Source organism: Paenibacillus rhizolycopersici (genome assembly GCF_014947195.2).
In the GTDB taxonomy this organism is placed as follows: Bacteria; Bacillota; Bacilli; order Paenibacillales; family Paenibacillaceae; genus Fontibacillus; species Fontibacillus rhizolycopersici.
Genome location: NZ_JADCNN020000002.1, coordinates 84,665 through 107,546, shown reverse-complemented (window position 1 = coordinate 107,546; position 22,882 = coordinate 84,665). Strand labels below are relative to the sequence as shown.

At 54.1% G+C, this 22,882-nt stretch carries 24 protein-coding genes and 1 riboswitch; of the genes, 13 read left to right on the top strand and 11 right to left on the bottom strand.

The window, feature by feature from the left end:
* Window positions 1-50: 50 nt before the first annotated feature.
* The 5 genes from IM700_RS02825 to qoxD all read left to right on the top strand — a co-directional run bounded on the left by IM700_RS02825 (window position 51) and on the right by qoxD (window position 5,389).
* Window positions 51-1,025: a diaminopimelate dehydrogenase gene (locus IM700_RS02825; protein ID WP_193416715.1), complete on the top strand. Its 975-nt coding sequence runs from the start codon at window positions 51-53 to the stop codon at window positions 1,023-1,025.
* 530 nt (window positions 1,026-1,555) lie between these two features.
* Window positions 1,556-2,512: a cytochrome aa3 quinol oxidase subunit II gene (gene qoxA / locus IM700_RS02820; RefSeq protein ID WP_193416714.1), complete on the top strand. Its 957-nt coding sequence runs from the start codon at window positions 1,556-1,558 to the stop codon at window positions 2,510-2,512.
* A gap of 24 nt (window positions 2,513-2,536) precedes the next feature.
* A complete protein-coding gene (qoxB, locus tag IM700_RS02815; RefSeq protein WP_193416713.1) occupies window positions 2,537-4,510 on the top strand; it encodes a cytochrome aa3 quinol oxidase subunit I in 1,974 nt (657 codons plus the stop codon).
* Window positions 4,507-5,103, top strand: a complete 597-nt coding sequence (qoxC, locus tag IM700_RS02810; protein WP_193416712.1) for a cytochrome aa3 quinol oxidase subunit III — start codon at window positions 4,507-4,509, stop codon at window positions 5,101-5,103. The genes qoxB and qoxC overlap by 4 nt, the downstream gene beginning before the upstream one ends.
* Window position 5,104: 1 nt before the next feature.
* Entirely contained in the window at window positions 5,105-5,389 is a 285-nt protein-coding gene (gene qoxD / locus IM700_RS02805; RefSeq protein WP_155607443.1) for a cytochrome aa3 quinol oxidase subunit IV, read from the top strand.
* A 34-nt stretch (window positions 5,390-5,423) separates the two neighbouring features.
* Here the strand turns inward: qoxD and IM700_RS02800 are convergent, their stop codons facing one another.
* Window positions 5,424-6,563: a site-2 protease family protein gene (locus IM700_RS02800; RefSeq protein WP_193416711.1), complete on the bottom strand. Its 1,140-nt coding sequence runs from the start codon at window positions 6,561-6,563 to the stop codon at window positions 5,424-5,426.
* Between the two features lie 281 nt (window positions 6,564-6,844).
* On the opposite strand from IM700_RS02800, the gene IM700_RS02795 reads away from it, so the two are divergent.
* The 3 genes from IM700_RS02795 to IM700_RS02785 all read left to right on the top strand — a co-directional run bounded on the left by IM700_RS02795 (window position 6,845) and on the right by IM700_RS02785 (window position 9,792).
* On the top strand, window positions 6,845-7,141 hold the full coding sequence (locus IM700_RS02795; RefSeq protein ID WP_155607506.1) for a metal-sensitive transcriptional regulator: 297 nt from the start codon (window positions 6,845-6,847) through the stop codon (window positions 7,139-7,141).
* Window positions 7,142-7,207: 66 nt separating this feature from the next.
* Window positions 7,208-7,408 carry a copper chaperone CopZ gene (copZ, locus tag IM700_RS02790; protein ID WP_155607442.1) on the top strand — a complete coding sequence of 67 codons (201 nt, stop codon included), beginning with the start codon at window positions 7,208-7,210 and terminating at the stop codon, window positions 7,406-7,408.
* A 149-nt stretch (window positions 7,409-7,557) separates the two neighbouring features.
* Window positions 7,558-9,792 carry a heavy metal translocating P-type ATPase gene (locus tag IM700_RS02785; protein ID WP_155607441.1) on the top strand — a complete coding sequence of 745 codons (2,235 nt, stop codon included), beginning with the start codon at window positions 7,558-7,560 and terminating at the stop codon, window positions 9,790-9,792.
* Window positions 9,793-9,868: 76 nt separating this feature from the next.
* Here the strand turns inward: IM700_RS02785 and IM700_RS02780 are convergent, their stop codons facing one another.
* The 5 genes from IM700_RS02780 to IM700_RS02760 form a co-directional block, all read right to left on the bottom strand.
* Entirely contained in the window at window positions 9,869-10,486 is a 618-nt protein-coding gene (locus IM700_RS02780) for a hypothetical protein (protein WP_193416710.1), read from the bottom strand.
* Window positions 10,461-10,670, bottom strand: a complete 210-nt coding sequence (locus IM700_RS02775) for a type II toxin-antitoxin system antitoxin (RefSeq protein ID WP_193416709.1) — start codon at window positions 10,668-10,670, stop codon at window positions 10,461-10,463. Before IM700_RS02775 ends, IM700_RS02780 begins: the two co-directional genes overlap by 26 nt.
* 19 nt (window positions 10,671-10,689) lie before the next feature.
* The gene (locus tag IM700_RS02770) at window positions 10,690-11,541 is read right to left on the bottom strand and encodes an SPFH domain-containing protein (RefSeq protein WP_155607505.1); all 852 of its coding nucleotides are present in this window, start codon (window positions 11,539-11,541) and stop codon (window positions 10,690-10,692) included.
* A 663-nt stretch (window positions 11,542-12,204) separates the two neighbouring features.
* Window positions 12,205-12,879, bottom strand: a complete 675-nt coding sequence (locus IM700_RS02765; RefSeq protein ID WP_193416708.1) for a hypothetical protein — start codon at window positions 12,877-12,879, stop codon at window positions 12,205-12,207.
* Window positions 12,880-12,940: 61 nt separating this feature from the next.
* Entirely contained in the window at window positions 12,941-14,389 is a 1,449-nt protein-coding gene (locus IM700_RS02760) for an aminotransferase-like domain-containing protein (protein ID WP_193416707.1), read from the bottom strand.
* A gap of 162 nt (window positions 14,390-14,551) precedes the next feature.
* Between IM700_RS02760 and IM700_RS02755 the strand changes: the two genes are divergently transcribed.
* On the top strand, window positions 14,552-15,175 hold the full coding sequence (locus IM700_RS02755; protein ID WP_193416706.1) for a LysE/ArgO family amino acid transporter: 624 nt from the start codon (window positions 14,552-14,554) through the stop codon (window positions 15,173-15,175).
* Window positions 15,176-15,294: 119 nt separating this feature from the next.
* Entirely contained in the window at window positions 15,295-16,038 is a 744-nt protein-coding gene (nfsA, locus tag IM700_RS02750; RefSeq protein ID WP_193416705.1) for an oxygen-insensitive NADPH nitroreductase, read from the top strand.
* Window positions 16,039-16,107: 69 nt separating this feature from the next.
* Here the strand turns inward: nfsA and IM700_RS02745 are convergent, their stop codons facing one another.
* Complete coding sequence (locus IM700_RS02745) at window positions 16,108-16,932, bottom strand: TatD family hydrolase (protein ID WP_193416704.1); 825 nt, start codon at window positions 16,930-16,932, stop codon at window positions 16,108-16,110.
* A gap of 212 nt (window positions 16,933-17,144) precedes the next feature.
* Between IM700_RS02745 and IM700_RS02740 the strand changes: the two genes are divergently transcribed.
* From IM700_RS02740 to IM700_RS02730, 3 genes are all read left to right on the top strand, one after another.
* The gene (locus IM700_RS02740; protein ID WP_193416703.1) at window positions 17,145-18,110 is read left to right on the top strand and encodes a tyrosine-type recombinase/integrase; all 966 of its coding nucleotides are present in this window, start codon (window positions 17,145-17,147) and stop codon (window positions 18,108-18,110) included.
* 322 nt (window positions 18,111-18,432) lie between these two features.
* Window positions 18,433-19,053, top strand: coding sequence for an HD-GYP domain-containing protein (locus IM700_RS02735; RefSeq protein WP_155607432.1), 621 nt, complete (start codon window positions 18,433-18,435; stop codon window positions 19,051-19,053).
* Window positions 19,054-19,084: 31 nt separating this feature from the next.
* Window positions 19,085-19,414: a hypothetical protein gene (locus tag IM700_RS02730; RefSeq protein WP_193416702.1), complete on the top strand. Its 330-nt coding sequence runs from the start codon at window positions 19,085-19,087 to the stop codon at window positions 19,412-19,414.
* Window positions 19,415-19,434: 20 nt separating this feature from the next.
* Here the strand turns inward: IM700_RS02730 and IM700_RS02725 are convergent, their stop codons facing one another.
* From IM700_RS02725 to IM700_RS02710, 4 genes are read right to left on the bottom strand one after another with little or no spacing between them, the layout of a single operon-like run.
* The gene (locus tag IM700_RS02725) at window positions 19,435-20,250 is read right to left on the bottom strand and encodes an ABC transporter ATP-binding protein (protein ID WP_193416701.1); all 816 of its coding nucleotides are present in this window, start codon (window positions 20,248-20,250) and stop codon (window positions 19,435-19,437) included.
* A 28-nt stretch (window positions 20,251-20,278) separates the two neighbouring features.
* The gene (locus tag IM700_RS02720; RefSeq protein WP_193416700.1) at window positions 20,279-21,049 is read right to left on the bottom strand and encodes an ABC transporter permease; all 771 of its coding nucleotides are present in this window, start codon (window positions 21,047-21,049) and stop codon (window positions 20,279-20,281) included.
* Window positions 21,046-21,339 (bottom strand): MTH1187 family thiamine-binding protein, encoded by a 294-nt coding sequence (locus tag IM700_RS02715; protein ID WP_059042346.1) that lies wholly within the window; start codon window positions 21,337-21,339, stop codon window positions 21,046-21,048. Before IM700_RS02715 ends, IM700_RS02720 begins: the two co-directional genes overlap by 4 nt.
* A gap of 55 nt (window positions 21,340-21,394) precedes the next feature.
* The gene (locus tag IM700_RS02710; RefSeq protein WP_336244872.1) at window positions 21,395-22,462 is read right to left on the bottom strand and encodes an ABC transporter substrate-binding protein; all 1,068 of its coding nucleotides are present in this window, start codon (window positions 22,460-22,462) and stop codon (window positions 21,395-21,397) included.
* A gap of 156 nt (window positions 22,463-22,618) precedes the next feature.
* Window positions 22,619-22,731: riboswitch (TPP riboswitch) on the bottom strand.
* Window positions 22,732-22,882 lie beyond the last annotated feature (151 nt).

Here is a 22,882-nt window from a genome sequence, read left to right as displayed (position 1 = left end):
GTTAGTCCATAGCATAAGACGAGATTGACTATAATGAAGGAGGATATACAGTGGCAACAATTCGGGTAGGTATCGTAGGTTACGGAAATTTGGGACGGGGCGTGGAGCTGGCGTTGAAGCAAAATCCGGATTTCCAGCTGAAAGCGATTTTCTCACGCAGACAACCGGATGCGGTGGCGTCGGCGAGCGGCGTGGTTCACATCTCCGAGATCGAAAAATATAAGGGCGACATCGACGTGTTGATTTTGTGCGGCGGGTCGGCTACGGACTTGCCAGAGCAAGGGCCGCAATTGGCGGCCATGTTCAATACCGTCGATAGTTTTGATACGCATGCGAAAATTCCGGAGTACTTCGCGAAGGTGAACGGGGTTGCCGAGAAAGCGGGAACGGTTAGCGTCATCTCGACCGGTTGGGATCCGGGTTTGTTCTCGCTGAACCGGCTGCTGGCCGAGTCCGTGCTGCCGGAAGGGAACGACTATACGTTCTGGGGCAAAGGTGTCAGCCAAGGGCATTCCGATGCGATTCGCCGCGTGGCGGGCGTGAAGAACGGCGTTCAGTATACGATTCCGGTGGAAGCGGCGGTTGAGCGCGTGCGCCAAGGTGAAAATCCGGAGCTGTCCACGCGCGAGAAGCATCTGCGTGAATGCTTCGTGGTTGCGGAGGAAGGAGCCGATCTGGCGAAGATTGAGCAAGAGATCAAGTCGATGCCGAACTACTTCTCGGATTACGACACGACCGTACATTTTATTAGTGATGCAGAACTTAAGGCGAACCACTCCGCGATGCCGCACGGCGGCATGGTGCTGCGCAGCGGTCGGACCGGCGAGAACAGCACGCAGCTGATTGAGTTTAGCCTGAAATTGGATAGCAATCCGGAATTTACGGCTAGCGTATTGGTCGCTTACGCTCGTGCGGCGTACAAGCTGTCGCAAGCTGGCCAGTCGGGAGCAAAGACCGTCTTCGATATTCCGTTTGGCTTGCTGTCGCCGAAATCGCCGGAACAGCTTCGCAAAGAGCTGCTGTAGTCGAATATTCCGCCTTATGCTGGGCGGTTCTTGTTCCGTCCGTTTGAGAGAGAATTGAAGCATGAGTTAAGAGGTTGTCCCGAGGGCAGGTGAGTTTGCTGCTTGGGACAGCCTCTTTTCTATTATTACAAACGGAAAATGTCACGAAAATGTCGTAAATTCCCTTAACGTAAGAGGGAAGAGTGTGCAACGCGAAGCAAGTCTCCAGAGTTTATTTTGTGAACAAGATCACAAATAACGGATTTTATATGACAATTCTGCGAACTCTGACGAGGGAGAGGCGCATTGTGAACAATTATCAAAATCGGCAAATTTGACGGATAATGGTCGAAAATCGCCGTCAATCAACTTTCACTGCGATGTATAGGACAAAAATCACACTTTATATTGTAATAAATTTACAAATATAACAATCTCTATGAATTGTTATTCAACCGCCCCTTTCCTAACATGAAAGTAACTGATCGAACGAAGCGATCCTCCAAGCTAGGGGATGGCGTTCATAATGAAGAAAGGGGTATCGGTATCCTATGAAAAGGAAAGGGTTGCTGCTCGCTTTATTCTCGGCCCTTCTTGTCCTCCTGACCGGTTGCAACCAGCTGGCGGTATTGAATCCGAAAGGTCCGGTGGCCAAGACCCAATCGCAAGTCATCATTTTTTCTATTTTAACGATGGCGTTTATTTTGCTGGTCGTTTACACGCTGTACATTTACATGCTAACGAAATATCGCGCCTCTAAAGCGGCTCCGGATTACGAACCGCCGCATGTCGAAGGCAGCAAATGGCTGGAAATCACTTGGATTACGATTCCAATCATTATCGTGGCCGTTCTTTCGGTCGTGACCGTGCGCAGTACCTCTGCGGTGGAAAAGGTGCCTGAAGGTTATGAGGATCAAAAACCGCTTGTGATTTATGCGGCCTCGTCCAACTGGAAATGGCATTTCAGTTATCCGGAGGAAGGCATCGAAACGGTTAACTACGTTAACTTCCCGACGAATCGTCCGATTGAGTTCCGGCTGTATTCGTTCGGGCCGATTACGAGCTTCTGGATTCCGCAGCTGGCTGGCCAAAAGTACGCGATGAGCGACATGGTCAACACGCTGAACATCGTTGCCGAGCATGAAGGCTCGTACATGGGCAAGAACTCCAACTTCTCGGGTGAGGGCTTCGCGCATATGGAATTCGAAGCGTTGGCCATGACGCCATCTAAATATGACGAATGGGTCAAAGAAGTGAAGGACACGGCTTCTGAACTGACCGAACCGGAGTTTGACAAATTGCTGGAGACCGCACATGTCGGCCGCCAAACTTATACCTCCACCCATTTGGCTTTCCGGCCTGCACCGGAAGGGGAGAATGCCGGCCATAATCATGGCGGCGAGAATGGCGCTGTTGAAGAGTCCGGACAGACCGAAATGGATCATTCAACGATGGACCATTCCGAAATGGACATGACAGAATCCAGCGATCACGAAGCTCATAACTAATCAACGAGAAGGGAGAAGCTTAACATGAAATGGGACGAATTTTTCGTCACAGGTGAGCCGATGATTTACGGCGCGATGGTTAGTATCGTGGTCGTCTCGTTGGTGATTCTCATCGGACTAACCTATTTTAAAAAATGGGGCTGGCTGTGGCGCGAATGGTTGACGACTGTCGACCACAAGCGGATCGGCATCATGTATATTATTGCAGCATTGATCATGTTATTCCGGGGCGGCGTGGATGCGCTGCTCATGCGGGCCCAGCTGGCGATACCGGAGAACGGACTGCTGGACGCGCAGCATTATAACGAGATTTTTACGACACACGGGGTCATTATGATCCTGTTTATGGCGATGCCATTTGTTGTCGGTTTGATGAACGTAGTCATTCCGCTGCAAATCGGTGCGCGCGACGTTGCGTTTCCACGATTGAACGCCGTCAGCTTCTGGTTGTTCTTCGCCGGAGCGATGTTGTTTAACATCTCCTTCGTCATCGGGGGCTCCCCAGATGCCGGATGGACGGCATACTTCCCGCTGGCTAGCATCGAGTTCAGCCCGACGGTGGGTAACAACTATTACTCGATCGCCATCCAGATTGCGGGGATCGGGACCTTGATGACCGCAGTGAACTTCCTGGTGACGATTCTGAAAATGCGTGCACCTGGGATGAAGCTGATGAAAATGCCGATGTTTACCTGGTCGGTGCTCATCACTAACGTCATCATCTTGTTCGCGTTCCCGGTACTTACCGTGGCGCTGGCGCTGATGATGTTCGACCGGCTGTTCGGCACGCAGTTCTTTACGATGGCCAACGGCGGGATGGATATGCTCTGGGCCAACCTGTTCTGGGTATGGGGCCATCCGGAGGTTTATATCGTCATTTTGCCGGCCTTCGGGATTTACAGTGAAGTCATTTCGACCTTCTCACGCAAAAATCTGTATGGTTATAAATCCATGGTATGGAGCATGGTCGTCATTTCCCTGCTGTCGTTTGTCGTATGGGCGCACCACTTCTATACGATGGGACACGGCGTAATGGTCAACGGGATCTTCTCGATCACGACGATGGCGATTGCCGTCCCAACCGGGGTCAAAATCTTCAACTGGCTGTTTACGCTGCAAAAGGGGCGCATCGAGTTTACGACGCCGATGCTGTATTCCCTCGCCTTTATTCCGATCTTTACGATCGGCGGGGTGACGGGGGTCATGCTGGCGATGGCGAGCGCCGACTATCAATATCATAATACGATGTTCCTGGTCGCGCATTTCCACTATGTGCTCATTCCGGGGACGGTATTCGCGGTCATCGCCGGGTTCTATTACTGGTTCCCGAAACTGTTCGGCTTCCGACTGAACGACCGCCAGGGCAAGCTGGCCTTCTGGATTATCGCCATTAGCTTTAACGTTACGTTCTTGCCGTTGTTCTTCCTCGGCTTGAAGGGGATGACTCGGCGGATGTACACCTATTCGGAAAGCACGGGCTTCGGTCCGCTGAACTTGATCGCTTCGATCGGGGCCGTGGGACTCGCCATCGGGTTTATCGTTCTGGTTTACAACATCTACTGGAGCTTCCGCTATGCGGAACGGGATACTACCGGAGATCCTTGGAACGCTCGTACACTGGAATGGAGCACGCATTCTCCGGTTCCGGAATACAACTTCGCGATCGTACCGAAAGTGGATTCGCTGGATGCGTTCTGGGAATCGAAGAAAAGCGGAAAACCGCTGTTCACGGATAAAATCGAAGAGATTCATATGCCAAACAACAGTGGTCAACCGTTTATCCTCGGCATGATTTTCATGTTCTTCGGATTCTTTATGGTCTTTAGCTGGTGGGTACCGGCGATTATCGCCGGCCTGGGAATTGTCGTCATGCTGGCGGTACGTTCTTTCGAACGCGACCATGGGCGTCACATTCCGGTCAGTGAAATCATCAAAACCGAGCGGGCTTTAGCCGATCGGATGGATACGGATGCAGGATTGCGGGGTGAACACGCATGAAAGTAGATCATACTTTGCCTTTGGAATATCAAACGGAAGAGAACAGTAACCGGGTACTCGGGTTCTGGCTGTTCCTGGGTGCGGAAATCGTGCTCTTTGCCACACTGTTCTCGGTCTATCTGACGCTGTGGAATCGGACCGGTAACGGACCGAGCGGCGCGGAGATTTTCGAAATTGGACCGGTTCTGGGCGAAACGTTCCTATTGTTGACGAGCAGCTTCACCTGCGGGTTGGCGGTGCACAGCATGCGGTTGGGGCTAAGAAAACCGTTTATGGCTTTCTTCGCCATCACGCTGCTGCTTGGCCTTGGGTTCCTTGGCATCGAGATTACCGAGTTCGTCACCTATGTTCATGAAGGTGCAACGATCCAAACCAGCGCATTTCTATCGAGCTTGTTCGTCCTGCTAGGTACGCACGGTGTCCACGTGACGATGGGTCTGCTGTGGGGCAGTGGGCTCATGCTTCAGGTGAAACGCGAAGGATTTACTCATGATACGGCGAACAAATCGTTTATTTTCTCGCTGTACTGGCACTTCTTGGATGTCGTCTGGATCTTCATCTTCAGCTTCGTATACTTGAAAGGACTGATGTGACATGAAAAAACTGTTCCCGATTCAGCACGTCATGGGATATGTGTTCTCACTGATCCTTTCTGCCGTAGCGCTGTCGGTGGTTTTCTGGGATATGTCGTTTGGCGTCGGCATGTCGATCCTGCTGGTCTGCGCGGCCATCCAGATGTCGGTTCAGCTGTTCCTGTTCATGCACATCGGTGAGAACCGCAGCAAAGGCGCATTGTATGCCAACCTTGTGTACGCCTTGTTCGTCGGACTGGTTACCGTATTCGGGACCTTGTTGACGATGATTTGGGGTTATCAGTAAGAGCATAGTCGGTTATCTGAAAAGAAACCCGTTGTCACGTATTCGTGGCAGCGGGTTTTTTGACGTTGGTTTGGTCGCTAGGTGGTGGATAAGACAGTCTTTCGATACGAGATAGGATCGCTTGTTCAAAATGATAGGTGCCAAAGGGTTTGAACCATCGCTCCAACAGGCTTCGAGCTTGGGATAAATGCTTCGCCGCCTTTTCGTTTTCCCCCTGTACGGACATCAGCGCCGCCCATGCTTTGTGGTAACTGTAGGGCTCCTTGTCTGGCATCGCTTCAACTATCGCTTGGGCATTCCCCTGGATATGAAAGCCAGAAGGGTTCAAAAGTAGGTGGCAGGCATATAGGCTGTCGATCATGAGGCGGGTAACCGGGATGGACGCAATGGGATGATTTGACTGACTAATCGGCCGAATATAGGTTAGTGCGTCCTCCGGTTGTCCCGTGTCGGCAAAGTGGAGGTACAAATACATTCGGAGCTCAGCTTCATCGGCTAGTTGCTCGGGTGAACGTTCCGATAAATCATTTAGCAGCCGGGCTGCCGAGGCGATGACTTCGGAATTCCATTCGCATGGTCGCTTTTCGGATAAGTAGCTTTTTTGCAAAATCACCCCGGCCATCAATCGTTCGGCCCTTGCCGATCGCTGGCGCAGGAGCATAAAGAGCTTGCCGTCAGAAGGGTTAACCCCATTGGTTAGAGGGACGAGCGTAGCCGCACCAAGCGCAAAGCTGAACCATATGAACAGCTCTGTTAATGGATGTGATGAGCGGTGGATGACCAGAATAAGCAGAGCGGTAAGTAAACTGAATGCAGGACCTCCCAAGGCCATCCAGGACCACTTGCGGGCGATCTCTGTCAGCTTTGTAGAGCAAGGCGAGAAGCGCATCGTCCCGCCAAAGCGCTGCCAGTTCTTGTTGGGTTGGAAAGAGAGGGTACGTCCGGTAAAGAGGAGCCGAAAAGGACCAACGATCATCTCTTCCGGTTTTAGCCCAAAGGAGAGTCCAACGAGCAGGTGTCCAGACTCGTGAACGAAGATGGCGAATAAGAAAGCCAGAAGGATATCAAGCAGAAGGGAGAACAATTTCTCGGTTACCGGAGCCAAGAAGGCTCCAAGAACACAGAGCAGGGACATCATCAGTAGAAGCGGCAATGGTTTTAACAGACGGTTCATATTTAGGTAGGCACCAGCTTTCTTGGGAGTTGCAGCTTACCTGGGATAAGTAAACCCAACATCTAGTGTAAATGAGAATCTATTCGTAGGATAGAGCACTGTGCAATTCGTATTGAGAAAAATAAAAATCACCACTTTACATACCCCGTGGGGGTATATTATAATGAGCTTACCACAGCAAACCACGCTGGTTTGGAAAGGAGAGACGTATGGCGAAGATTGAGGGGCATGAACATCCGACGTCCGCGCCCTGTGAGGAGCATTGCGAGGGACAACACGTAATGGAGAATGGCAAGCTGGTACGACACAGCCACCATTCCGAAGCGATGAAGAGCAACCTGACCAGTCGTTTGAACCGGATTGAAGGGCAAATCCGCGGTATTAAAGGGCTGATCGAGAGAGATACTTACTGTGACGATGTGCTGAACCAGATCGCCGCCGTGCAGTCCGCGCTAAACAGCGTGGGTAGGCTGCTGCTGGAGGGACACATGAAGAGCTGCGTGATCGAGCGGATTCAAGCCGGCGAGACTGAAGTGCTCGACGAACTGCTGGTCACGGTCAACAAGCTCATGAAATAACAGCGGAACCCCAGAGGGGTACGCTGCAAGGTTAAGCCATTATTTTTACTCTAGGAGGAATTTGCGATGCAAAATATTACGTTAAACGTGGAAGGCATGTCTTGCAATCATTGCGTGAAGTCGGTAGAAGGGGCGGTAGCCGGGCTTGGTGCTACAGGGAAAGTCGATCTGGCCTCTAAGAAAGTAGATGTGACTTTCGATGAAACGAAAGTGACGGTAGAGCAAATTAAAGAAGCAATTGAGGATCAAGGTTACGACGTCGTTTAATCCGCTGCGGCGGATCGTGGGACTGGGGTGCGGCATTCCCCTTGCGCCTCAGGCCCGGGATGCGGCGGTTCCGGAAGGCGAAAATTTCGTTCGCCTCTTATATACCCCCTAGGGGTACCTATTATCGGTATTGATATGGAGGAATGGTCATGGAAAATGCATTGCCCATCGGCAGTGGGGATCCGAATCAAACGACGCTGCAAATTACCGGAATGACCTGCGCGGCTTGCGCCGCCCGGATCGAGAAAGGACTAAACCGATTACCTGGAGTAGAGCAGGCTAACGTCAATCTGGCTCTGGAAACTGCGCAGGTGCGGTTTGAGCCGACTCAAGTCTCGCTGGACCAGATCATTGAGAAAGTGAGCCAGTTAGGCTACGGTGCGGTATTGAAGCCGTCCGAACAGGAGTCCGAGGATATCCGCACGCGGGAAGTCCGCAAACAGCGAAATAAGCTGATCGTCTCGGCGGTACTTGCCTTTCCGCTGCTGTGGGCGATGGCCGGGCATTTCTCCTTCACCTCGTGGATCTGGACGCCGGAGCTGTTCATGAACCCATGGTTTCAACTCGTACTGGCGACGCCGGTGCAGTTCGTCATCGGGCGCGGATTCTACGTCGGAGCTTACAAAGCACTGCGCAACCGAAGTGCGAACATGGACGTTCTGGTCGCGCTGGGAACGTCGGCGGCGTATTTCTATAGTTTGTATTTGAGCTTGGATTCGTTATCGATGCCGCACGGGCATACCCCCCAGCTGTATTATGAAACGAGTTCGATCCTGATTACGCTGATCCTGCTTGGCAAGTGGTTTGAGGCGTTGGCCAAAGGCCGCTCCTCCCAGGCGATCAAAACGCTGATGGGGCTTCAGGCGAAAACAGCGCTCGTCCTTAAGGATGGCGTCGAAACCGAGGTGCTAATCGAAGCGGTTGTACCGGGTGACGTACTGATTGTGAAGCCGGGCGAGAAGATCCCGGTCGACGGTTTGGTGGTCGGCGGCGCTTCGTCGGTGGATGAATCGATGCTGACCGGGGAGAGCATCCCGGTAGAGAAGAAGGAAGGCGACGCGGTCATTGGCGCGACCGTCAACAAACATGGCATGCTGCGCGTTCAGGCTGCCAAGGTTGGCAGTGAAACTGCGCTGGCGCAAATCATCCGCGTCGTTGAAGAGGCGCAAGGCTCAAAGGCGCCGATTCAGCGGGTGGCCGACGTCATCTCCGGGATCTTCGTTCCGATTGTGGTTGGGATTGCTGTGGTCACGTTTTTGGTGTGGTTCTTCTTCGTGGCGCCGGGCAGCTTTGCCGAGGCGCTGGAAAAGGCGATCGCTGTGCTGGTCATCGCGTGCCCTTGCGCGCTGGGGCTGGCGACGCCAACGTCGATTATGGCCGGGTCCGGACGGGCCGCGGAGTACGGCATCTTGTTTAAGGGCGGCGAGCACCTCGAGGCCGCCCAGGGGCTGCAGGCGATCGTGCTGGATAAGACCGGCACGATCACGCGAGGGCAGCCGGAGCTGCGGGAAGTCGTCCCGGCCGGGGGCTGGGACGACGCGGCATTGCTCCGGCTCGTCGGCGCCGCCGAGCGCGGCTCAGAGCATCCGCTGGCGGATGCTCTGGTGGCCGGGGCGCGGGCGCGCGCCCTGGAGCTGCCCGAGGCAACCGCTTTTGAAGCGGTGCCCGGGCACGGGATTGCGGCGGTCGTGGAAGACCGCCGGGTGCTCGCCGGCACGCGCCGCCTGATGGCGCGTGAAGGCGTCGACGTCGCCGCCGCGGAGACCGGCATGGCCGCGCTGGAAGCGGCCGGCCAGACCGTGCTGCTCGTGGCGGTGGACGGCGTCTACGCCGGCATGGTCGCCGTGAGCGACACCGTGAAGGAGACGTCCAAAGCCGCGGTGGCGCGGCTGAAGGAGATGGGACTTCACGTGGTCATGATCACCGGCGACAACGAGCGCACCGCCAAGGCGATCGCCGCCGAGGTCGGGATCGACGAGGTGCTGGCCGAGGTGCTGCCGGAAGGCAAAGCCGACGAAGTGAAAAAGCTGCAGGCCCGCGGCCTGAAGACGGCGATGGTTGGCGACGGCATCAATGACGCCCCGGCGCTGGCCGTAGCCGACGTAGGCATCGCTATCGGCACGGGCACCGACGTGGCCATGGAGGCTGCCGACGTGACGCTGATGCGCGGCGACCTGGAAGGCGTACCGGACGCAATCGCGATGAGCAAGCGCACGATGGGTAACATCAAGCAGAACCTGTTCTGGGCGCTCGCGTACAACACGATCGGCATCCCGGTGGCGGCAGCCGGTTTCCTAGCTCCGTGGCTGGCCGGTGCGGCGATGGCGCTCAGCTCGGTCTCGGTGGTGCTGAACGCGCTCCGCTTGCAGCGGGTGAAGCTGTAACAGAACAAAACAAGCCTTCAGGAGCAGGTTTCCGGGTTGATCCCGGCCTTGCGCCGTGAAGGCTTGTTTTTTTGTCTTATTTGCGAGAGTGGGGTTGCGAATCGCCGACGATTCCTTGTTCCTCCAAGGCGAAGATCATTTTCTTCATCAGCTCGACGGAAGCCGCGATGGCAGGCACGTCGGGCTTTTTGAACTTCTCCGTGCAGGTTAACGTGGCGCGTCCGCTCTTGATCCGTAATCGAAAATGCACGTTGGGATGAAGGTCTAGGAGCTCCTCAAGCCCCTCATGCTTCAATGCCGACCGCAGCAGACTGGGATGGGAAGCCTTGGCCTGAAACCGCTTGTTCATGGCGGAGTTCGGGAGCGGCGTTTCCCGGAGTCCTCCGGTTAACCAAGCTAAGAGATGACGTTTGGCTGAAAATAAATCAAACTCCAGCTTGCGGCGCGGCCGGTAAATGTATTTCAAGGAGATAACGTACTCATTACCGGATGAGTCGTTACTCGGATCGGTGATCGCCACCTCGCAGCTGCCGAAGCTGCGAGGGAGTGGCACGCGCACATGCTGGCTCTTGTATCTCCAGCCACTGAACTTCCCGGCGGTGTAAGCACTCCCGGAGGTTTTGGCATACTCCTTCAGCAGGGCTGTCGACTTGGATTCCCACCACGGCTTACGGATTTCTTTCGTCTGTGTCATGCTTCTCCTCCTCCTCCTTGCCCGGCGCCCGGGTGGAAGGCAGTCTTCCCTCGCGGCGCAAAGCTTCTCGCAGCAGGTATTCGATATGACCATTCACGCTTCGGAATTCGTCCGCTGCCCAGCGTTCCAAAGCCTGATAGAGAGTCGGGTCAAGGCGAAGTGGGAAGCTCTTTTTGCTGGCCATCGTGAATGGATGCCCCTAATCAGTACAACGTGCTGGCGTTGATGACCGGCTGGGCGGAACGGTCGGATACGACGGCGACGAGCAGGTTGTTGATCATCGCGGCTTTGCGTTCGTCGTCCAGCTCGACAACCTGGCCGGCTTGCAGCCGTTCGATGGCCATTTGCACCATGGTGACGGCACCGTCGACGATTTTCTCGCGGGCTGCGATGATGGCTTCGGCTTGCTGACGCTGCAGCATTGCGCTGGCGATCTCGGTCGAATAGGCCAGGTGCGTCAGACGCGACTCGATGATTTTAACCCCGGCGATGGCCAGACGGTTTTGCAATTCGCCGGTCAGCTCCAGTGCAATCTCTTCCGTATTGGCACGGAGGGAGAATCCGACGTCATCCAACTGGTCGTACGGATATTTGCTGGCAACATGTCGCAGCGCGGCTTCACTTTGGATTTCGACGAAGGTTTCGTATTCGTCCACTTCAAACAGCGCCTTGGCGGAGTCGACGACCGAGAACACAACGACAGTAGCGATTTCAATCGGGTTCCCGTTGACATCGTTGACTTTCAGCTTGGCGCTGTTGAAGTTGCGAACGCGCAGCGACACTTTCTTGCGGGTCGAAAATGGAATCGCCAGATAGAAACCGTTCTTCCGGATGACGCCAAGATAACGGCCGAAGAAGGTGACCACTGCCGATTGATTCGGTTGCACGGTCGTGAGACCGGTCAAAAGCACGAGAGCGATAACGCAGGAGAGCACTCCGCCCGCAATCGGTAAAACCTCGTTCAGCGTAATAAGGTAAGTCCCCAACGCGGCAAATCCCAAAATGAACAGCAGGGCGACAAAACCGTTCAGGTACGAAATCTCTTTTTCTTTCATCATGAATGACACTCCTTCAGCTGCATATTGAATTGATACTGTTATGATATCACTTTTGCAATATATTGTAAATAGGTGGATGAAGTCAAAGTTACTTGACAAGTTGGAGGGGCATCCAAAGGGGTCCGGAGAGAGAGGGAGAGGTGGAGAGGTGCGTAGGGCGTTTGATGAAATGGATGTGGAGTAGAAGCTGGTTAAGTGTTTGAGGTAGAAGTAGAGAGAGTATACGTGCGTGGATCGTGAGGAAGTGAGCTGGTGTTAGAGAGAGCGAATGGGCGGAGAAGATGCGTAAGTGCGTAAAGTGCTAGGAGAGGATAGGGGGAGCGTATTTCTGACTAACTCGTGGTTTTGGTGGGAGGGGGAATAGAGGCTACCAAGCTGGTTGTGGGGGCGGGCAAGTGGAGACGAAATCGAGTTGCTGGAGATAACGGGCTAGAATGCTGTGCTTTTAGCAACATTTATGCTCAGAGTGGCGACAACACCAAGAAATGTTGCATAAAATGCAACATTTCTTGGATGAGGACTCGGGGTGGTACGGAAGTGTACTTGGTCACTGGTAATCCCAAACGGTAACGGTGGTCCGCAGCAACTTCGCCGCATTCGACTTGCCCGCCGCTCTCTGCGTGCCTGCCTCTGCTCTCGCGTCCGGCCCCGGCCCCCTTCTCAACTAATCCAGGTCATCTCGGATCCGGACAGCTTCCAAGCGCCTTCCTCAAGCTTCAAGGTAATCTTGGCGCCGACGGCGCCGGTGCCGGAGCGGTATTTGGAACCCTCAATTTGGGCGGAGTCCTCGTTAATCTCGACCTTGTCGACGCGCAGCAGCACGCCTTTCAAGGAAGGACTGCTCTGTTCCGGATTTTCTTCCTCCATCAACTGATCCATCGTCCGGTCACGGATTTCGGTGCCGAAGTCTTGCAAATATTCAATGATATAGGTTTTGTCGTCTTCCGTTAGTTGAGTCATCTCGCTCAGGTCGACGGCGATATAGTTCATCTCATGGTTCAACCCTTCGTCCAGTTCCATCATCGCTTCAAACGTGATGGCATAGAGTTGTCCGGCCGATCCATTCATGTTCTCGGCTGACGTCTCAGATTCCTCGTCCCCGGTTGCGGTTTCTTCCTCGTCCTCTGCGTCCGATAGATTACCGCTATCCGTTCCCGTTCCTGATTCTCCGGTTTCGCCAGATGGTGGGCCTTGCTCCGAAACGGGCTGTTCGACTGTCGGCGGAGTCGTTGTTTTGTTTCCTTCGCTGCTAGGAGAGCAGGCGACTGCCATGATCAACACGGTCACTGCGGCCAGGCAGAATAGGCAGCCCCGCAGCCCCTTTCGCAAACGCATGTAGATTCCTCCTTCGTTACATAGTAGACGCTTCCGAACGGTAAATAGTTTCCTGATTGGTTTACTCCAAAGCGCGAACGATCTCACTAAGGCGGGCGATACCGTCTGTTAACTCATCGGCTGTGGCATACGCGTAGGAAAGGCGCAAGCGGCCTTCCGCTTCGCGGTCATACAAGTGTCCCGGGTTGATGAGAAGGCCGGTCTTCAGCGCGGCATCAAACACTTTGCGCGGGGAGGGGGATCCATGAAGGTTCAACCATATGTAAAAGCCTCCCCGCGGAGCTTCCCACTCCGCGATATCGCGAAAATGCCGCCCTAAAGCGTCGAGCGCCGCCTCGCGCCGCAGACGGAGCGCAGATCTTAACCGCTCGAGATGGCGGTCGTACAGGCCGCTCTCCAGCCATTCTGCCGCGACCTGCTGCGAAAGGGCGCTGGAGCCGTAATCGCTTTGCATCTTGATGTCGGCGAGCCGTTCGATCACGGGCTGAGGGCCGGCAATCCAGCCGATACGCAGCCCGGGGCTCAGCGATTTGGACAAGCTGCCAAGATAGAGCACGCTGCCGCTGGCGTCCTTCGCCTTCAAAGGAAGCGGCGGCGGTTCGTCCAGCCATAACTCGCGGTAGACATCATCCTCGACGACGGGCAGGCGGGCCGCTTCGCAAACCTCCAGCAGTTGATTCCGTCGGGCTTCGCTCATCACCGTTCCGCTTGGATTGTGGAAAGTCGGAATGGTATATAACAACGCGCCTGAATATTGCTTGGCGTACACAGAAACCAAGTCGGCGCGCAGTCCTTGTTCATCCATCGGCACGCCTCGCAGCTTCATCCCGGCGCTCTGAAATACGGGGACCGAATACAGGTAAGACGGCCGTTCGGTTAATACCGTCGAACCCCGGTGAAGCAACCCGACGGCTATGAGTTGCAACGCCTGCAAGGCACCGGAGACGATCAGCAGCGAGGACGGCGATACGGCGATGCCCAGCCGGTTCAACCGAGACGCTATCGCTTCCCGCAGCCGTAGATCCCCGTTCGGCTCGCCATAGCCGAGGTTTGGAGGACGTAGGGCCATTCGCCCCAACAGCTTAGCCATCTCGGTTTGCGGCAGCAGATCCGGCCCCATCTCACCGGTACCAAGCCGCAGGATGCCCGGACGGAACTCGGCCTGGTTAATCTCCTGCACCGCCGGCAGATTGGGGTGCTGTACGCCGGCGCGGACGTACTCGTTCCAGTCCGGCGGTGGAGAAGCGGTCAGCACGCCCCAGGTCCGATTGACGACACGGGTGCCGCCGCCGCGGTCGCCCTGAAGCAAGCCGGCGGCGATCAGCTCATCCAGCGCAGCGACCACTGTGCTGCGGTTGACGCCATAACGCGCGGCAAGCTCTCGCTGGGACGGGATACGCGTTCCAACCGGCCATTCGCCGCCGGCGATCAGGTCGCGCAGATGCTCCGTGATTTGGCGATGGAGCGGGAAGGGTGAACTTCGGCTGGGACGCCAAGTCGAATGGTTCATGTTGGATAACCCCCTATTTGTAGATTGCCACTTTCTCGCGTGAACGACGTTATTTTCCCTTATTATATCGTTTGGTTGGTTCAAATTCCATCCAAATGGATGGAGCCAAATGGGGAACGGCCAGGTACAATTAGTTGCATAGAGATGGAAGGGGGAGAGAGCATGCTGGGTGCAGCGATCCATGGCTTTTTGTTGGCGTTTGGCCTCATTTTGCCGTTAGGCGTGCAGAACGTGTTCGTGTTTAACCAGGGGGCTGCCAGCCGTAAACTGCGTAGGGCTTTGCCGGCCGTGCTGACTGCTGCTGTGGGGGATACGATCCTGATTTTGCTGGCGGTATTGGGGGTTACGGTGCTGGTCTTGTCCTGGACTTGGCTGAAGATCGCGTTGTTTGCGGCGGGGGCCGTCTTTATGATATCCATCGGCTGGACGATCTGGCGGGACGCCTCCGCGCCGGCTTCCGCTGGGCCATCCGGGTTGCCTGCCAAGAAGCAGGCGGTGTTCGCTTTATCGGTGACGTTTTTGAATCCGCATGCGATTCTGGATACGATCGGCGTGATCGGGACAAGCTCGCTGGGATACGCGGGCGGCGCGAAATGGGCGTTCACGCTGGCTACGATTCTGGTGTCGTGGATGTGGTTCTTCGGCCTGGCGATGGCGGGGAAAACCATTGGAAGCCTGGATCGGGGAGGCGCGCTGCTGCGGGGGATCAATCGGGTGTCAGCACTGATCGTATGGGGAATGGCGATTTATATGCTGTACACGGGTGTTGCTGCCGGTAATTCGTAGTGGTGCTTTGGGAGAAGCGGTTGATGAATCAGGGCTAGTGATCGAGTGGTCGCCTTGCTTCCAGTGGAGGAAAGTTCCATAATGGGACTAACATCATGCAGGGAACAGGAGTGTGGAAGATGAACGAGACGATATCCAGATTGATGGAGCATCGTTCGATTCGCAAATACAGCGATCGCCCGGTGGGCAAGGAAATGGTGGAGCAAATCGTGTCCGCGGGGCAAATGGCCTCCAGTTCGAGCAATGTGCAGGCCTATAGCGTAATCGCGGTGACGGACGCGGGTCGAAGAGTCAAGCTGGCAGAGCTTTGCGGGCAACAGTCCTATGTGGTGGAGTGCCCCGTGTTTCTAGTCTGGTGCGCGGATCTGTCCAGGTTAAAAAGGGCAGCAGAGCGGCATATTCCATCGCAAAAAACTTACGAAGACACGACGGAGAACTTCATCGTAGCTACAGTCGATGCGGCGCTGGCGGCGCAAAATGCTGCGGTAGCTGCGGAATCGCTGGGGCTTGGCATCGTGTACATCGGCGGTATCCGCAACCGAAGCGAAGAAGTGGCCGAGATCCTTGGTTTACCGCATTTGGCGTATCCCGTCTTCGGGATGTGTCTGGGTTACCCGGATCAGGAGCCGGGTTTACGGCCGCGTCTTCCATTGCCGGCCGTGCTGCATTGGAACGGCTATGACACCGCCGGTCAGGATGAACAAGTGGCCGCCTACGACGAGGTGATGTCGAAGTATCTGCGCGAACGGACCGGCGGGGCGAAGGATACGGCTTGGTCTGAACTGATGGCCGAGAAGTTGGCTCAACCGGCGCGCCTTCATATGCGTGAATTTTTGGCCGAACGCGGTTTTGAATTGAAATAACAGCAAAGAAGCTGTCCGTCCAGGTTGTGGTGACCTGGGGGACAGCTTTTGTTTTAAGCGTCGTTTCCTTCACAATCCGTAAAAACGCCGCGTGTTCCGATACAACGTCTTTGCAGCCTCTTCCGGGGGAATGCCCTGGAGATTCGCCCAAGCCATGGCGACGTGACTGGTCATACGCGGATGGGTGATCTGACCCGCAAACGGCCCCTCAAATGGCCAAGGGCCATCGGTTTCGGCCATAACCTGCTCGGGCGGATAGCGTCGGGCCAACTCCTGAATTTCCATTTCATAGACGATATCCGGCGTAAACGAAATAAAATAGCCCCGTTCAGCCATGCGTTGGACCGTCGATTCCGCGCCTTTGAACCAGTGGAAGTGAGCCTTGGTGATACCATGCCGATCCAGCAGGTCGCAGGCAAGGTCGGCATCCTCATATACCGCATGCAGCACGACCGGTTTACCCGTCTCCTTGGCTAGAACTAGAAATTTCTCCAGTAAATCCACGTAGGGCTCAAGCTCAAACGGGTTTCCTTGTTCCAGCGCCTCTTGCCTAGCATAATAAGGGAGCCCGACTTCGCCTACCGCAATCATCTCCCCGGCATGTCGCTTGATCCAATCCAGTAGCAGATCGATTTCCCGATTCGCGGGAATTGGCTGTTCAGGGTGAAATCCAAACGCCGGGCGTACCAGGTTCGGATGGCGCTCCGCCAAAGCGCTGTTCAGCTTGCAAGAGGCCAGATGCATCGAAACGGCAATTACGGATTCAACCCCGCATCCCGGCAGTTCTTGCAGCAGACGTTCCCGGGTGACCTCGTCGTAAAGGTCCAAATGAATATGGGCGTCGATCAACGGAATTTGAGTTTCCAACGGTAAACCATGAAGAACGCAGGACATCTCACCAGACCCTTTCCAGAAACAGGTTACCAGCATGTCTTTATTATACCTGTTTTTTGGGTATGAGTTCAGCGATTTCTGCGGCTTTTATACCTTTTTTTGCAAGGGGAGCGGACCCTCCGTAAATGGTTTTTTATTACAGCCGAGCAGACATGTCGTACAATAACAATTATGCGACAAAAATTACGTCAACAGGAGGTCCACTACAAAATATGGCAATTAACTATTTGTCGGCTGTAGCCCAACAATATCCCTTTCATTTATCATCCGCACAGGAATATCAGGATGAGCAAATCATTCAGATGTTCCTGACCGCGTGCGCCAAAGCGCCAAATACCCGCAGAAACTATTATCGGGCGCTGGAGCAATTTAGGCAATTCCTTTCAGGGGTCCCGTTTCGAGAGGTGTCCTGGAGGGAAATCGAAGCGTATAAAATCTACCTGACGAAAGGATTCTACCGAGATGCCCAAAAACCGCTTGCTCCGGCCAGCGTGGCTGCATTTATCGCGCCGTTGAAGTCGTTTTACAAATGGGGGAGCGACCGCGGTATCGGTCTTTTTGATCATAACCCGGCACAAAATATTCGCATCCCTGCTATTGTCGTTACGAGCCGCAGGCATTATCTCACACGCAATGAAGTCGGCAAGCTGCTGGAAACATTGCGGCGTCAAAGCCTGCGAAATTATCTGATCGGTCTTTCGTTGGTGCTGTTAGGGCTTCGTGTATCCGAGTTGTGCGGAATCAAATGGAAGGATTTTAACGCTGATTTGCTAGAAACGTCAGTGTGGTTGACCGTCTCTCACGCAAAGCGCGGAAAAACGCGCGAGGTCAAGATTCCGCATGACCTTTGGAGGATGTATCAGGAGCATGCGCGAAAATTGGCGGGTTCCCCTGAACCGGACCCGGAACTGGTATTGTTTGCGATAACGCCGCGGCAAATCGAACGGATCATCAAACAAGCGGGGACCACAAGCGGGATCCAGAAGCAACCGACACCCCACTGGTTAAGGCATACCAACGCGACTTTGGCCTTACTTCAGGGCGCCTCGCTGCAGCAGGTTCAGGAAACCTTGGGGCACGCTCATATCAACACGACCCAACGTTACTTACACACCGTCGAGCAAATGAAAAAAGCCGCCCCTGACTACGTGCAGGACTGCTTGATGGAATTTATGTAGTTCTCTCAAAAATTTTAGTGCTTTTTGTCTATTTTTTTGCTGAAAATAATGCAAAAATCGCCCTTTTGTCCTATAATGTAACAAGAGTTAATTACAAACCTTGCCAAATTTTGACCATTTTTTACTTAGATTTGTCGCATAATTGTTATTGTACGACATGATCTGTTTTTCATCCGTTTGCTCTGATTCATCATCGGGTAAAAAGCATAAAAATTTAACTGGATTTTAGCGAAAAGTTCTTTTTTTCTTCAGGGAAGGAAGGAAAGTGCGAATCCAGAACGGGAAAGGCAAATGAAGACACAGGTTTTAGGGGGCAGAACGGTTGACTGTTTTTAATGAGTTCATTGACGAACTGTATATGGACAATAGCCCAGATGCAGTGAAGTGGTTTAACCTGCTCGTGCGCAAACATCCAGAAACCTATCATCATAGTATTCGAGTAGCAATGCTGGCAGAGAAGATCGCCGAACCGCTTGAGATTCGCGGGGCGGAGAAGGACATGCTGGTCCGCGGATGTTTTATGCATGATATCGGCAAAACGATGATTCCTCGTGCGATCATCGAACAGCGGGAGCCGCTTACGAAAGCGCAGTGGAAGATCATTAAGCTGCACCCGGTCATCGGGGCGGAACTCGTCGAAGCGGATCCGGCGTTTGGCCCAGGTATCGCGGATATCGTCCGGTGGCATCATGAGCGTTGGGACGGAGCCGGATATCCGGACAGGCTGCAAGGGGAGGAAATCCCCTATAATGCGAGAATTTGCGGGGTTGTCGACGCTTTTGATTCCATGACATCGGATCGGCATTACCGGGAGCGGAAGCTAACGATGGCTGAAGCCAAGCAGGAGCTGCTCCGTCATCGTGAAACCCAGTTCGATCCGGAGATTGTCGATGCGTTAATGCAGCTGTCCGATGAGATGTTGAACATTTACTCGATCATGTAAATGTCGCGGTTACAAGGGGGGAGGATGGGCATTGGATAATGGGTCCTGGAACCGTCTTGTATCTCCGGCGGAACTGGAGGAAGCCAAACGGGCAGACCGGAAATTGCTGTCCCTTCGCGTGACCTTATTTCCCGATTGTGCGCAGAGGCTGGCACGATTCCGGCTGATCGACGCAAAGCTGAACGCCTATGAGCGGGTGCTTGCCCGAATGCCGGATCTCGTGGATCCGGAGGGAACTCATGAATCCATTGAATCCGTGACCTGGCTGATTGCCTTCGCAGGGGAAGCCGGGCATTTGCAAAGATGGGTAGAATTGATGCTGGAAGTGGATCAAGTTACTGTCGCCGAAATCAATACATAATCGCAGGAGGAGTCTATGATCTAGACTCCTCCTGCTGTCGTTTTGCGTTGTTCCTCTGCCATCATGGATGCGATTTCTCGCTTCAAACGAATAAAGTCGGGATCTTCCGTCATTTCTTCACGCCGCGGTCGGGGGAAAGGCACTTGAATAGCATGCAGGATGCTCGCCGGCCGGCTCGAGAATAAATAAATGGTGTCGGAGAGCATCAGCGCCTCCTCGATGCTGTGCGTAATCATCAAGACAGAACGCTTATTCTCTTCCCAAATATCCAGCAGCCAACGCTGCATTTCGCTGCGCGTCAGCGCGTCAAGGGCGCTAAACGGCTCGTCGAGGCACATCACTTCCTGGGGAGCGAGCAGCCCCCGGAGGAAAGAAGCTCGCTGCTGCATACCGCCGGATAACATATGGGGGTAAGCTCGTTCAAAACCGCCTAGCCCGGCTTTTTCAAGCCAATGTTGGATTTCCTTACGATCGCTGCGGCTTCTGGTTCCGGCGATTTCCTGCGCCAAAACGACGTTGTCCTCAATCGTCCGCCAGGGGAACAGCGCGGGTTGCTGCGGCACGTAACTAATATGCCCGCGTTGACCGGTAACCGGGCGCCCCTGAAGTAGGACTTCCCCTTGTTCCGGGGCCGTCAACCCACCGATAATGTGAAACAGCGTGCTTTTGCCGCAGCCGGATGGGCCGATCATCGACACGAATTCGCCGGCAGGCACCCGTAGCGAGATATTGCGCAGTACGGGGACTTCCCGTCGCCGGTCGCGAAATGTTTTATGGATCTGCCGGACCTCGAGCGCCGGTACGGCCAGATCCCATATCGTTGATTTTTCACTCATAACCGAGCCACCCTTTCTGTAAGCTGCGTTAACTCCGGTCGTTCGACGGTTTATAGCGGACAAGCCATTTTTCCAAAAGAGCAACGCAGGCGAACATCGCCAGGCTGATCGCTACGATGATCGCGATGGCGACGAAGATTTTGTCTGTGCGGAACGACGCTTTTTGCAGCATCATATAATAGCCGATTCCTTTGTCCGCACCGATCCATTCGGCGATGACCGCACCCATGACGCTGTAAGTTGCGGCGATTTTAACCCCGGACATGATCGAGGGGATCGCGTAGGGCACCTCCAGCTTGCGGAAGATATCCGCCTTGGACGCACCGATCATCCGCATATAATCCAGCATCGCGCGATCCGTGCGGCTCAGTCCGTCCATGGTCGCCACCGCAACGGGGAAGAAGCAGACGAGCGTAATGACGATGATCTTCGGTAGGATCCCGAACCCAAACCAAATCATGAGCAGCGGGGCCAGCGCGATGGTCGGCACGTTTTGGCTCAAGATGATCAACGGATACAACGACGCCTTAAGAAACGGGACATAATGGAGGACAAACGCCATCAACAAGCCCACGAGCGTTCCAATGGCAAAACCAATCAGCATCAGCCGCAGTGTTGCCAGCGTGTGTTCCCCTAAACTGGCCGCACCTGCGGCCGCTTCACGCCCGATATCGACCGGGCTGGGGAGGATCCATTTTTCGATGTGAAACCAGGCGGTGGCGCCCTGCCAAATCAGCAAAAACAGCATGACCGCCACAAGGGGCGGCCAGATGCTGTGCCAAAGGCTGCGGAGATTCATGGCCGATATTTTTCAATCAGCTTATCCATGCTGACGCCTTTGGGGTTATACGAGATTTTGATTTGCGAAATGATGCCTGTACTGCCAAACTCGATGACAGCCTCATTCATTTTCTTTACGATGGCCAGCAACTCGTCGAGTTCCCCCTCCATGGTGGTCTCCAGAGGATTGACCTGATATTTCACCCCGGAAGCCTGAATCACTTCAATGGCCCGGTCTACGTACGGAATCACATCTTCGCCATTTGGCGTTTTTGGAATGATTTGAATGCTTAAAAGTGCGTTTGGCATCGATTTGTTCATCCTTTCGAAAATGGAAATTGGTTGAAAGCATAATTTCAGGGAGTTATTCGCCCGGCAAGAACGCATTCGTGAAAGCGGCATCGACCTCAAGCGGTTTCTCCAGCAAGCCGCGCTCATGCATCCAATCAGAGTAGTTCTGCCATACTTCTTTCTTCTGTTCGCCCCAGCGCGGAGCGTCGTCCTTGTATTTCGGGCTCAGCCATTTTTGACTGGCAACTACCAGGTCCTTGTCGAGTTCCGGTACAGCCTTGAGCAAAATTTGCGCCGACTCCTCAGGGTGGGCGATTGCATAATCATAACCTTTGGACACCGCTCGCATAAACGCCTTCACGAGCTCCGGGTCGTCCTTGATCGTCTTCTCGTTGGTGACAAGCACCGGCGTATAATAGTCAAGCTGTTCGGAGAAGTCCTTAACGTAAAGCATATCCAGCGGTTCACCCCGCAGTTCGGCTTCGATGCCGGTCCATGCGTAGAAGATCCAGGCGAAGTCGATATCCCGCTTCACGGCCGTAAAATAATCGGCATCCCCGATGTTGAGGAACTTTACCTTGCCGACATCGGCGCCCTGCAGGTCCATAATGGATTTAATGACCGCTTCTTCCACAGGAGACCCCCATCCGCCGTAGGCTTTGCCCTCAAAATCCTTAGGTGTCTTGATATTCTTGGCAACAGGTGCAGCAAAGCCGGATGTATTATGCTGAATGATTGCGGCGATGGATACAAGCGGGACGCCTTGGAGCCGGCTTTGGGTGACGTTCTCTTGTACGCTGACGCCAAACGGGACCTCCCCGGAGGCAACCATCGCCTCAGCGCCGCCGGAGCCGGGAAGGAGGATATCCACATTCAGCCCTTCCTCGGCGAAATACCCTTGGTCCTTAGCGACGTAAAGGCCGGTATGATTGGTGTTAGGGCTCCAGTCGAGCACAACCTTGACGCTGCGCAGCTCTTCGCCGGTCGCCTGGTTAGGCGCGGCATTCTCGGCATTTTGCCCGCCTTGGTTTCCTGCAGCAGCCTTGCCCGCGCTATTTCCGTTGGCTCCGCCGCAGGCAGACAGAATTAGCAGCATACAGCCGAGGAACAGCGCCAGCACGGTGCGTAGTTGAACTTTCACGACACATTCTCTCCTTCGATTGTTTAAATTTCCGCAGCTTTGTTCTTGGTATAACCCTGGAAATGCGACCTTAAGCGCAATCCAAATTTCGGATACAAAAAAACGTCCCGGATCCGGGACGCGATAGGCAATGGAAATGAAATGAATAACGAGTTCATATCCATATAGTATAGCTCCCTACGCTGGCATTATCCAGATCAGGTTAAAGGGTCAGTATCTTTGAGGGATACACTCTCAGCCGGCCAATTCCAGCACCCCTGAACAGTATGACTGCAGATTACAACTGTCATTATAGTTTTCGCTTGCCGCATTTGTCCAGTCTTTCCGAACAGGTTTGCAAAAATAGGGGATTTGCTTTTTATCTGGCAAAAGGATATAATAAGTTCATCTCGTGTTTTAGAAAGAAGATCATTCACCCAT